The organism is Azonexus sp. MM2026_4 (assembly GCF_055901855.1).
On record NZ_CM148380.1, the window covers coordinates 778,922 to 790,589 of the forward strand.

Here is an 11,668-nt window from a genome sequence, read left to right on the forward strand (position 1 = left end):
ATTCAGGAGGTGGAAGTTTCGGGTTCGCCGGCGGGCGCCGGGCGAACGATCAACATGGCCCGCTCGAGCGCGTGATGATTGCTCAGGCAGACCACGGGGGCATTTTCGGCAAGGCTTCTGGCGCCGGCGGCGGCAATCGCCAGCAGGCCGCCGATCGGCGTCAGGCTGCCGGCGACCAGGCCAATCGGCAAAACATCCTTGAGCGGATCGAGATGGGCGATGCCTTCGCCCAGTCCTTCCAGGGCTTCGCTCATGTGGGCTGCCCGGTGATCGGTGTCGAGCAGCACGGCGTTGATGCTGGCAGGTTCGGTCGCCGTCGTTTCGAGCAGACGCTCGAACAGGCCGCCGATCAATTTGCCGCCGACCCGCCCGCCGGCATCCAGGCGTTTGTCCCGGCAGCCATGCACGAGGCGGCTGATCGTCAGCGCGTTATCGCGCCGCAATCGCTCGACCGTCGCCTGCCGGGTCAGCAGCAGGGCGACGGCCCCCTCGCCGGGAATCGAGCCTTCCTGGCGAGCGGCGGTAAACAGCCTGCCCTGCCCCGCCCACTGCGCGATGCAGTCCTCGTCGACCGCCGACACCGTGCCCAGCACGAGAAGAAACTCGTCATCGAGCGGGTCGCGGTTGCAGCGAACGATGGCCGCGTCGAGTTGACGCAGCGCGTCCACTTCGTGCTTCGCCTGCAGCACCATGATTTCGACGGCAACGCCCGGCAGATCGACGGCCAGACGATCACCGAGGTATTGGCGAATCATCGGCATCAAGGCCGGTTGCCACGCTTCCGGCAACAGGCAGAGAACACTCAGATGGAATTTCTCCTGGCAGGCCTCGCGTAGCGGCTCAATATCGTTGCGGGCGGCGTCGAGCACGCCGTCGAGCAAGGCCAGCGCGCGCAGGAAGGCTGGCGAGTCGTCGGTGTGCAGAAGTGCGGGCTGCGCTGCGTGCAAGTGTTCCGACAACGTATCCGTATCGAGATCGGGCACTTCCGCCACGAAAGCCGGGAAACCTTCGTCGTCCTGCAGGCGCGAACTCGGCGCCAACCGCCGACCTTCATCGAGCGCGGCCAGTGCCTCCTCCGCCGATTTTCCGCTTGCCAGCACCACCCGGCCCGCCAGCAGCGACAACGACCAGTTCCGCTCGGCGGCATCGTTCGCCGCGCTGGCCCTCGCCAGCGGATCGTCATTGTGCGCATCGGGCGCTGTCGGAGCTGCAATTTCCACCGGCTTTTTCAGATGCTCGATGAAGCTCAGCAACAGGACGTAGCCGACGATCAGCGCCAGCGGAATCCCGAACAGATAGAGCACCATTTCCCCCTGCGAAGGGGAAAAGTCGTTCGACTGCCACCAACCCAGGATCAGCGCCCAGACGATCGCCAGAACCAGAAAGCTGCCGAAAAGCGTTTTGACTACAACGGAGCGCATGCCTGTCAGCCTTGCCTCAATCCGTCGTCTGCCACTGGCTGGCCAGCAAGGTCGCGCCGCAGGCGGTCTTGTCGCCATGCCTGGCGGCCGGCTGCCCATCGATGATCGCCGTCGGATCGCCGGTGACAATGGTCGTCACGCTACCGTGTCCCTTCTTGGGGCAGGTCACCTTGTCGCCAATGCGGGCAATGCCGCGCCCGTTCCAGTCGCTCGTTTCCGACGCCGAAATGACGACACCGCCATGGTCCGTTTTGTCACCCAGCAAGATGAATGGTTGGCTCATCAGCCCCTCCTCCCGTGTTTTTCCCGAACTGACATCAGTCAGCCCCCCGCCGGAGCACGCCAGCACGGCGCAACTCGACATGTCCGTAATCCAGCAATCTCCAGCGCCCACCCCAGGTCAAGCCAAGCTGCTCGGCGATTTCGCCGTAAAGCGCATAGCCGCGCATGGCCCAGGGGTCGCGTTCCGAAATGACAATCCGCCCATCCCGCAGGAAAGCGGAGTCGGCAGCGAGACCGTGCTGGTGGTAACTCATGTTGGCCCCGGCATGCGTCACGTGACTGCCCTGCGCTGCCAGTTGCGCCTGTCGCTCAGGCGAGCGATACCCCTCGATCAGCACCATTTCGTAACCGTGGCGCTCCTTCATCAGCTTGAACGCCACCAGCAAGCGCTGCCGGAACTCCTCGTCGAGACGTAGCCAGTCCCGGCTCGCGTACGCCGCATCGGGACGGACCATCTCGACTTCGCGGGTCGTGAAAGCTTCCGGCGGCAATGGCGCCGGCGGCACCAGTTGCTCCCCCTCCAGCAGCAAGGCTATCTGGCGATCGACGGCGGGCAACTGATCCTCGTCGTTGAACGAAAACAGCGCCAATCCGCCGAACCACCAGGCGATCAGCGTCGGCAATACGAACGCCACGCAGGTCAACGACACCAGCAGGCGATTGCCGGCCACAAAGGCCAGCATGCGCCGACGACCCTGACTCAATGCACGCCCCGAACCAACGACAACATCCCAGGTGCCGCGGGCGAAACGCTGCGCCGGCGCGACACCGGCGTCGAGCGCTCCCCAGAAAAGCGCCGTCACGCGGCTACGGTAGGCGGGAAAAGCGACAAGTACGGCGGCAAACGCAACCAGAAAGAAATATGCAGCGATCGTTGCAACAACCAAGCCCGACTCCGCCCGTTGGTCTATAGATGGGATTTTTCCACCAGGCTGCCTGCGACATGCCCTTTGGGAGTCGGGATTTTAGTACAAACGAATGAAGCCGTGAACTTGCGTTTTTCATATAATGACTGCATCTTGCAACTTTGAAACAGGAAAATTTCAAAGTCTGCCTACAACTCATTAAATGATGAATCGATTTTCATGAGCATCCTGAAAGATCTCGATCCCGAATACGCTCGCCTAGTCACCGACCCGACCAGAAAAAAGCGTGAAGGCATGGGCTTGACCCTACCGACCGTACTCCTCAGCCTCTGCACCCTGCTGCTCCTCGCCGCCCTTTTCTACGGCCAGGAGCTCATCTTGGTTAACGAGGCGCCGCCAATCCTTCCTGTCGCCACCAGCGCCCCGATCACCATCAGCAAAACCGAAACGCGGCCCGCAACAAGTACAGCAAAGCTTGCGCCGCCAGAGGTCTTGCCGAACGAATCCGTAGAAGATCTCACCAAGGCACAGAGCAACCCATTGCTCGTTCTTGAGGAACCGCCGTCAGCGGGGCCGGTAAAGGCGAAGACAGCAAAACGGGAAGCAAAACCCACGAAAACCAAGATGGCCCGCAAGGCCCCGGCAAAAAAACTCGCCATGAATAAATCGCCGAAGCGTCAGCAGAAATCAAATGAAAACCCGCCCCTGCGCAGGGACGTCGACATCATTACGGCGATCATGCGGTAGATATCCGTAAGCCCACGGCGCCCATCTATAAATCGTCCCGCAGCAACGCTTCGGCAATCTCCGGCAGCAGCGTGCCGTTGAGGATGTGATCGACGTTGCGGGCGCCGGAATCGACTTCCGTGCAGCGCGCCAGCACCGCTTCGACCAGCTTGTCGTCCCAGCTGAACTCGGCCTTGTGGTTGGCGGCGATGCGCGCCTGGATGCGGCGCAGCTTGAGTTCGATGATCTGCAGCAGCACCTCGTCGGAAATCGGGTAGTACGGCACCACCTTCAGGCGGCCGAGGAAGGCCGGCTTGAACGACTTGTAGAGCACCGGGCGCAGCGCTTCGGCCAGCGCGTCGGCAGCCGGCAGTTCCTCCACCGGCTTGTTCAGGCAGGCCTGCATGATCTGGCTGGAGCCGACGTTGCTGGTCAGGATGATCAGCGTGTTGCGGAAATCGATCTCGCGCCCTTCGGCGTCGTCGAGCGCGCCCTTGTCGAAGACCTGGAAGAAGAGTTCGAGGACGTCCGGGTGCGCCTTCTCGACTTCGTCGAGCAGCACGACGCTGTACGGATTGCGGCGCACCGCCTCGGTCAACACGCCACCCTCGCCGTAGCCGACGTAGCCCGGCGGCGAGCCCTTGAGGCCGGAGACGCTGTGCGCTTCCTGGTACACACTCATATTGATGGTGACCAGCTTCCTTTCGCCGCCGTACAGGATGTCGGCCAGCGCCAGCGCGGTTTCGGTCTTGCCGACGCCGGACGGACCGACGAACAGGAAGACGCCCTTGGGCTTGTTCGGATCCTCCAGGTTCGCCCGCGCCGTGCGCACCCGTTGCACGATCGCCGCCAGCGCATGGTCCTGACCGATCACCCGCTCCTGCAGCAGGGGCTGCAGGTTGAGTACGGTCTTGATCTCGTCCGCGAGGCGCGCGCGAGGTGGGCGGCGGATGATCGGGGTGGGATGGCGTCCGATCCGGCGCCGGGCTGGAACGCCGTGCCGGTAGCGGGCTACCGGCCAAGTGAAGCCCAAGTCGGGCGGCGCCAGACCCTCCCCGAGCACCGCCGAAGCTTTGCCCTGCCCAGGGCAAAGCGGCCACCTCGCGAACGCCGACACCCATCTTGCCAAGCGGAATGCCGGGCCACGCGGCGAGGGTAAAAATGGCTGCTAAGCAGCATCATCTGACAGTAGTTTGGCTTTTCCGGCTTTGATAGCAGCGCTCAAAGAATAAATATTTCGGTATTGGTACGGGCTTGAGTTGTACCAACTGGCTGGCGGTTCCTCGCCGCGAGCCCGACACTCTCTCAAGTTTTCATAGAAATAAATATGATTGTTGAGATTGACCCCTGCCGGGTCAGCCAGACCAAGCAGGCGAAAATATTCTGTGCTCGGGCCGGCGATGGCTTTCAGGTCTTTGAATGACCAGAGGGCCATAATCGAGCATATCCCCGCCATGATTGCCGTATATGCAGCAATCGTTTCAGCATAGGTTCCAAATGCAGGGCCGATGAAGTAAGTCATAACAGAGAAGAAAACAACACCAGCCAAGAACAAATACCAACCAAGCCTAATATTTGCCCACATCTCCGCCCGCGTTCCCAGCGGGTAATTGATCCAGACGAGCAGCCGCTCAGGATCCATTGCTGCATGCACATACAGCACCCCATCACGGCGCGATACAACCGCCTTGACCCTGCCACCGTCCGGCAAATGCTCCGCGCCGCCAAATTGCCCGCAAGCTGGCTGATCGTCGATCAGGCACATGAAGTTCTGCGTGTCTTCGCCGTCGTACATCGCGAGCATGGCCGCGTTGGCGACTTGACCGAACATCTCGCCGACGGCAGCCCCAGCGCCAGTGATTGCGGCATTGCCCTTGTAGTGCTTGTTGACTTTGGCCAGCAGGTTTTCACTACCCAGTTCCCAGTGCAAGTTGGTGAGTTTGCCTTCGATCAGGAAAGGCTGTCCGTCATGCGCTTGATTCATCATTTCCCCTTACTGCCCAATGCCGATGCTTTGAGCTGCCTTGTCCAATTCTTCCTGTTCCTTGCGCGCATCGTCATGGTAGTCATTGGTCACCATTCTGCCCAACCAGTTCTGGTGGGTCTTGTCCTTGCGAAAAGTGCACATTTCACACCAGTTTTGCAGGTCGTCGTCCTTGAAGCACAGGTAACCGATTTCGGCGGCGGTCAGTGCAAGGCCAGCCCAGTTGAGCCGGGCAGCCCAAACGAGCAGACGCACCCTCAAAGACAATTTGGCGGCAACCTCCACGCCTTTTTGAAGTGTTTGAAGAGTCGCCTTCCGCAACGCATACTTTGTCGCCACATGCTTCAAAAGTGATTCACTATAGGAATAAGCGATGACAAGGGTAAGTCCGGCGCTGACCAAGCCCGTTCCCGCTCGAACACCGTATATAAGCTTTAGCATAAAATCCTTTGTTTCATACACTTTTATGCCATCAAGGATTACTGCGCTTACCCCCGCCGCACACCCAAACCCCCCCGCCCCAAGCTTCAACCCGCCGCGCACAATGTCCGCGCTGTGGTTTATAGGAGCAATTGCCTTGTAGGGCAGGATTTCACGGATCGACTTGGCAGCGGAATAGTAGGTGTCAAATACGACGCCGCCGATTGCTGCAACCGAGCCGCTGATTTCCAACCAAGCCTTGGCATCCCAGTCGCGCAGGTCCACCCCGTTGCGATTGAGTTTTTCGCCCAAGCCGATCATTTCGATACTTCCGAGCAATACGCCGATGCGGACCTGATGGTAGTTGTTGGTCGGCGGGTTTTTGTTACCTTCCAGTTCCTTCAGGCTGAGCTTGATCTTCTCATCCACTTTCTTTCGCGCATCTGCAATCAGGTCTGCCAATGAATCGTCGACCTGCTCAGCGATCTTGGCCGCCTTACGGCTGGCCTTGCGTTTATCCAATTCCTCGTTGCGCTCTGCACTGCGACCTTTGTACCCTTCTGCCTTTCTAGCCGCCGGCACCTTGAGCATGAGTTCGTCGAAAGCCAGTTTTTCGGCGAGATCGCCCAGCCGCGAAAACAGCAGACCGGCAAGTTTGGCGGTCAGTCTCTTTTCGAATTCGCCGCCTACCCCCGTGCGGAAGATCGTTCGGGTGATTTCAGAAACCTTGTGGTAAAGCAGGATCTCCACACCATAGGTTTGCAGGGCAGCGCTGCCGGTGGCTTTCCCGATGGCGCGGCCGACGTCGTTCGATTGCACCCAGCGCCTGGAAAACTCTTCTTTTCCCTGATTACGAACCCACTCATCAAATGCTGAATCGATGGATTTGAACCCGCTGACCAGCCCCTTGGTCATCTTCTGCATGTGTGCCGCCGTAATCGCCGAAGCCACGGCCACTTCACTGGAAGCGGCCTGAATCTCGGCAAACTCCCGCTTGGCGGATTGGATCAGGTCTTCCTGATTGAACATGAAGCCGCGCATGTAGAGATTTTTGCGCTCGATGGCTGGCGCCTTGACCCATTCATCGAGTTTGTCCTGATTGGCTTCGCAACCAGCCATGCCTAGGGTACAGATGGCCGACTGGAGCGCAAAGGAGTAACCGCTGCCCTTGTCTTTCGAGTCGTACAGGTCAAACGCCTGAAGTAACCGTTCCGACTCGAACCATTTCAGGTGGTCCTGTACCCGCTTTGCCGCTAGCGCAAAAGCCTGCTGCGTTCTTTCCTTCAGATTGCGATTGAAACGTTCCTGTTCCTCGGTATCCAGTCGCGATGCGTATTTTTCCTTCCACTTTTTCGTCCCGTCACGTCGGGCTTCCTCGATCGCGCGCCGATAGTTTGCTTCCCGCGTTTTCAGGCCTGTTTCAATGTCGGCCTCGACGGCTTCGGCCTCCTTGATCCGACCCATCGCTCGCAGTTGGCGGGCCGTGTTTCTCTGGCGCTCGAAATATTGATCGCTGCCTTGTTTGTGCTGCTCGGTGAAACTCGAAACACTTTGCACAACCCCTTGCTCGAAACCCGCACGAATTTCTTCGATGGCTTCGTAAATTTGTAAGCGCCGCTGGTTGCTGGCGCCGTACTGGTCGGTTGCGGCAAGATACCCTTGCAGATTTTCCAGCGGTGCGTTGCGGAAGTCGTTTAGCGTTTGCGTGATGCCGATGGGGTTGTGGAGAACCAATGCGCCGTAGCCGTCACGTTTCATCGTGTTGTACAGGCTACCAAGTCGCCCGCCATAACGCCCCTTGGCATCGGGCGGCGCCCCGGCAAAGGCATCCTTGCTCGCTGGAATCATCTGCTGCTCCAGCAGGTTGCCTAGCGGCGTGCCAAAAGGGTTGCCTGCCTGGGTGAAGAGGACGTATTCGGCAACGGTTTTCAGCACTTCGGCGGCTAGCAGGGTGTGCTTTTGTTCGATATTTCCTGTCAACCACCCTGCCGGACTGAAATGCAGCATCCTGCCTTCGCCGGTATAGGCTTCCGCGTTCTGCTTGTATTCATTCAGCTTCGCCGCAGTCTTCGCACTGGGGGAATACAGCAGCCAGGCACTATCAACCTCGTCAGCCTGGGGGATGTCGATCATTGAGGCATCAACGCCACAAATAGTCCGATCACAGTTGAACTGCGGGGTAACTTGCAGCGGTTCGTTGTTCGTCAGTTGGTACAAAAACGAATCTTCCAGTACCAGATAGCTTTGCCAGTACTTGATCCCCTTGCGCTCGATCAGGTTATAGAGATAACCGGGTGGTGTCAGGCGCACCGCGTATCGGGCTTGCTCACCGAGGGTCAGATCGGTGACGCCAGCACCGAGTTTCTTCGATTGAATCTCGGGTAATTGTCCAAGTGCGGTCTTGTCGGTTCCGGTAACGACGGCGTAGACCAGGGGCAGAAAGCGTAGCCCTCGCTTGTCGCAGAATTTGCAGCCTTTAGTTTTAGCCATGGTGCTTGCTGTGGGGTCGCAGAATGATTGAGGGCATTGTCAGTTCCGGCTGGGCACAATGCCCAGTCCATCGAGCGCCTCTTCCAGAGGAACGCCTGCACTGACGAGCGAAATGGCTTCCGACCATCGCGCATGTCGGCATGGCGGCGTTTCCGCCTGAGACGAGAGAACGAGATAGAGCGCGACATCTTCCGGCTCTGCCAGGCCTAGCCCGATGGCATCTGCCACCTTCAAGCGCAGTCGTGCGGTTTCGCTGCATGAGGGATTCAGGCCGGCTCGCTTGAAGGCCACGATGGTCGCGTTGAACGCAGGCAGGATTTCAAAAGGTTGCCATTGCACTTCCGAAAGCCGGAACGGATAAGCGGCTTCCAGCCAGTTTGTACCCCGATTGAAACGATGGATTGCCAAGCGCCCCTCCCAATCGAAATAGGCCCAGCTTTCGAGGCGTTCCAGATCAGGGATACCCGTAGGAATGAAGTCCGCCAGATGATGCATGACCCTCGGGTCAAAATAGCGGAAATAGATTTTTTGGCGGCCAACGCGAACGGTCAGGCCGCTGGACAGCTTCTTTGCAACGGCTTCTGGTGGAAGCGAGCAGGCAACGATACCGCAGACAGAACGCGCCTTGCAGGCGGGGTCGGTAGCTTCGCGGTGTGCCAGCCCGGCGAGCTCTTCCATAAGATCAAAGCGTTCGAGCGGAATATGGAGCACGTGGAGCGCGGATGCCGTATCGTCACCATAGTATTCGTGCGCGACGGTAGCCGATCGGCAACCAACAGCCGCTTCGTCACGCAGACAGTCAGCCCATGTTGTACTGGCACGCGGATCAATAATGACATGTCCGCCCAGATGGGCTCGAAGGTGGTTGTAAAGCGCTTGGCTTTCCACGGCCTCCATGCCTCTCAATACACAACACCTGCGGCACCGCTTTGTGTCGCAGATTGAAGTTTCATTGCGCAACCCTTCAGTTCCCCCGCCTTCGGCAAGCTCAGGCTACTCGAATCGCTCTTCGGTCCCGTCCAGCTCTTACTGCTGGCCTTGAATTCCACCTTGCCCGGGGCGTGGAGCTGGATGTTGCTGCCTTCGAGCTTCAGGTAGGCGCCCAGGGCGGTGGCGAGGACGTGTCTGGGGGCGCCGACATTGAGGCTGGCGTGGGTGCTGGCGAAGGTGACTTTCTTGTCGGCGGCGGCCATCGTCTTGCCGCTCTGGCTTTGCAGGCTGACCTTGCCGCTGGCGGCGTGCAGGTGGGTGCCGGTTTCCTGGTTGGGCTTCTTGGGGTTGCCGGCCTTGCCGACGGTGAAGATCGCGATGCCGTCCTTGACGGCGATGCTCTGGTTGCCCTGGGCGATCAGGTTGCTGTCCTGGCCGCTGGCGATCGACAGGTTCTTGCCGGCAAACAGGAAGTGGTTGTTCGGCGTCAGTTGGGCGATGCCGGCCGGGGCGGCGTAGTGCAGTCGCGGTTCGCTCCAGGCCGGGACGGTGCCGTCGCCGCCGCGCGTGGTTTTGATCGGGCCGTCGGCGGCTTGCGCCGGGCCGCGGGTGTCGGTGGTTTCGAGGACTTCGATGCTGTGCTTGAGGGCGTCGAGGGCCGGGAGTTGCTCGGCGGCGGGGTCGCCCTTCAATGCGGCGTTCTGTTTGGCGGCGACGTCGGCCAGGCTGCGCGAGAGGCTGAGCGCGTTTTCCGTCTGGGCGATCGGTTCGCGGCTGTCGAGGTGGCTGCTGCTGGCGTTGTTCCTGGCGTCGGCGCTAATCAGCAGGCCGCTGCCGGCACGCAGCGCGGCGCTGGCCTGGGTGGCGAGGTCGGCGCCGTGGCCGCGGTGGTTGAGCCGGGCGTTGTCGTCCTGTTCGCGCAGGTGACCGAGTTGCAGGCGGCTCTGGTATTCGGTGGTGGATAGTTCGATGCGCGCCTGGCCCGGAGTGTCGTCGAAGACGAGTTGGTTGTAGCCGCCCTGCCCGTCGCGCGTGTTGGCCAGCTGCTGGCTCTTGAGCCCGGACAGGCTGGCGCCGTGGCTGTGCGGTTCGGCTTGTTCGCCGGCGAAGAAGGTCGGCGCGTTGGCGCTGGCATTCAGCGTGCTGCCGGCGATCCGGTTGCCCTGGGCGTCGCCCTGCCCCTGGCCGTTGTAGACGGTGCCGACGATGACCGGGCGGTCGATGTTGCCGTTCTGGAAGGCGACGACGACTTCCTGGCCGGGGCGCGGCGTCAGGTGGCCGCCCCAGTTGGCGCCGGCGACCGGGGTGGCGACGCGCAACCAGACGCCGAGCGCGTCGCTGGCCGGGGCGTTGTCGGCGCCGGTCGGGTGGCTGTGCCGGCCGCCGGCCTGGCTGCCGCGTTGCCAGGGAAACTGGACGCGCACGCGCAGGTCGCGGTCGGTGTGCGTGGGGTCGCCGGGGCCGACGACGACGGCGGTCAGCGTGCCGCGCCCGGTTGGCCGCGGGGCGATGTGGCGGCCGTGGGCGTCGGCGATCAGCGCCCGCCAGGGCTGGTCGGCGGCGACGGTTTCGAGGCGGTTGCGGTAGAGGTCGGCCGGCTTGGCGAAGTTGTCTGCAGCTTCGTCGTCCGGCGCCGGGCCGAGCAGTTCGCTGAGTTGCGGTACCCGCTCGTTGAGGTTGTTGCGGGCGCGGTGGCTGACGGCGGTGATCAGGTAGCGGCCGTCGCCGGCCGGATGATCGGCAAGCGTGAAGAAGCTGCCGGGCATGGCCGTGCGCACGCTGCCTTCGGCGGTTTGCCGGGCGAGCCGGGCGTCGAGCGCCTGGCGCAGGTTGCCGAGCATGCGTTCGCCGTCGGCCTGGCTCTGCCAGGCGTACTGGCCGGGGTCGTGCCAGGCGGCGGTGGCCGGCAGCGCGCCGGCGGCGCGCTCGCTCAAGGCGCTTTGCGGACGGCCGGCGAGGCTGCGGTAGTCCCAGCTCTGGCTCAGGCTTTCCGCGGTGTCGATGCGCTCGCGCGCCAGCCAGCGGTCCACGCTGTCTTCCGGCAAGGTGGCGCCGGGCTGGGTGTAGCGGATGCGCGGCTGGGCGTTGTCGGTGAAGGCGCCGTTGTGGTCGGCGATGACCAGCGTGTGCTTGCCGAGCGTCTCGCCCTCTTCCTGGGCGTGTTCGAACCAGCAGAACAGGCCTTCTTCGATCAGCAGGCGTTTCAAGAAGGCGAGATCGCTTTCCTGGTACTGCACGGTCATCCCGCGCTTCGGGTAGACGGCCGCATCGGCCAGGTCCCAGCGCCAGGCCGGCACCAGCTTGCCGCGGCCGTGCCAGTCGCCGAGGAGTTCATCGACGATCTCGATGACGCTCTTGTCCTGGAACAGGTAGTTGTCGGTGTTGTGGTCGAGGAAGGCGAGCCAGGGTTCGATGCGCAGCCGGTAGCGGGCGAAGCCGCCGTTGGCGCCGAGCCGTTCGACGCCGCTGATGTGGCCGTGGAAGGGCCGGTGTGCCGTGCGCGACAGCGCGGTCTGCAGTTCCAGCCGGGCCGGCTGCCCGCCGTCAAT

The 11,668-nt window shown here is 61.5% G+C and carries 9 protein-coding genes; 1 reads left to right on the forward strand and 8 read right to left on the reverse strand.

What is annotated here, in order from left to right:
• Positions 1-2: 2 nt before the first annotated feature.
• From AC0KWY_RS03585 to AC0KWY_RS03595, 3 genes are read right to left on the reverse strand one after another with little or no spacing between them, the layout of a single operon-like run.
• Positions 3-1,421 (reverse strand): hypothetical protein, encoded by a 1,419-nt coding sequence (locus tag AC0KWY_RS03585; protein WP_474028281.1) that lies wholly within the window; start codon positions 1,419-1,421, stop codon positions 3-5.
• Positions 1,422-1,437: 16 nt separating this feature from the next.
• Positions 1,438-1,704, reverse strand: coding sequence for a PAAR domain-containing protein (locus AC0KWY_RS03590; protein WP_474028282.1), 267 nt, complete (start codon positions 1,702-1,704; stop codon positions 1,438-1,440).
• Between the two features lie 34 nt (positions 1,705-1,738).
• Entirely contained in the window at positions 1,739-2,590 is an 852-nt protein-coding gene (locus tag AC0KWY_RS03595) for a M15 family metallopeptidase (protein WP_474028283.1), read from the reverse strand.
• A gap of 198 nt (positions 2,591-2,788) precedes the next feature.
• On the opposite strand from AC0KWY_RS03595, the gene AC0KWY_RS03600 reads away from it, so the two are divergent.
• The gene (locus AC0KWY_RS03600; protein ID WP_474028284.1) at positions 2,789-3,316 is read left to right on the forward strand and encodes a hypothetical protein; all 528 of its coding nucleotides are present in this window, start codon (positions 2,789-2,791) and stop codon (positions 3,314-3,316) included.
• Between the two features lie 25 nt (positions 3,317-3,341).
• On the opposite strand, the gene AC0KWY_RS03605 is transcribed toward AC0KWY_RS03600, so the two are convergent.
• The 5 genes from AC0KWY_RS03605 to AC0KWY_RS03625 form a co-directional block, all read right to left on the reverse strand.
• Positions 3,342-4,328, reverse strand: coding sequence for an AAA family ATPase (locus AC0KWY_RS03605; RefSeq protein ID WP_474028285.1), 987 nt, complete (start codon positions 4,326-4,328; stop codon positions 3,342-3,344).
• Positions 4,329-4,463: 135 nt separating this feature from the next.
• Positions 4,464-5,282 carry a hypothetical protein gene (locus AC0KWY_RS03610; RefSeq protein WP_474028286.1) on the reverse strand — a complete coding sequence of 273 codons (819 nt, stop codon included), beginning with the start codon at positions 5,280-5,282 and terminating at the stop codon, positions 4,464-4,466.
• A gap of 6 nt (positions 5,283-5,288) precedes the next feature.
• Positions 5,289-8,189, reverse strand: coding sequence for a T6SS effector BTH_I2691 family protein (locus tag AC0KWY_RS03615; RefSeq protein WP_474028287.1), 2,901 nt, complete (start codon positions 8,187-8,189; stop codon positions 5,289-5,291).
• A 39-nt stretch (positions 8,190-8,228) separates the two neighbouring features.
• Positions 8,229-9,086: a DUF4123 domain-containing protein gene (locus AC0KWY_RS03620; RefSeq protein ID WP_474028288.1), complete on the reverse strand. Its 858-nt coding sequence runs from the start codon at positions 9,084-9,086 to the stop codon at positions 8,229-8,231.
• A 5-nt stretch (positions 9,087-9,091) separates the two neighbouring features.
• Positions 9,092-11,668, reverse strand: coding sequence for a type VI secretion system Vgr family protein (locus AC0KWY_RS03625; protein ID WP_474029697.1), 2,577 nt, complete (start codon positions 11,666-11,668; stop codon positions 9,092-9,094).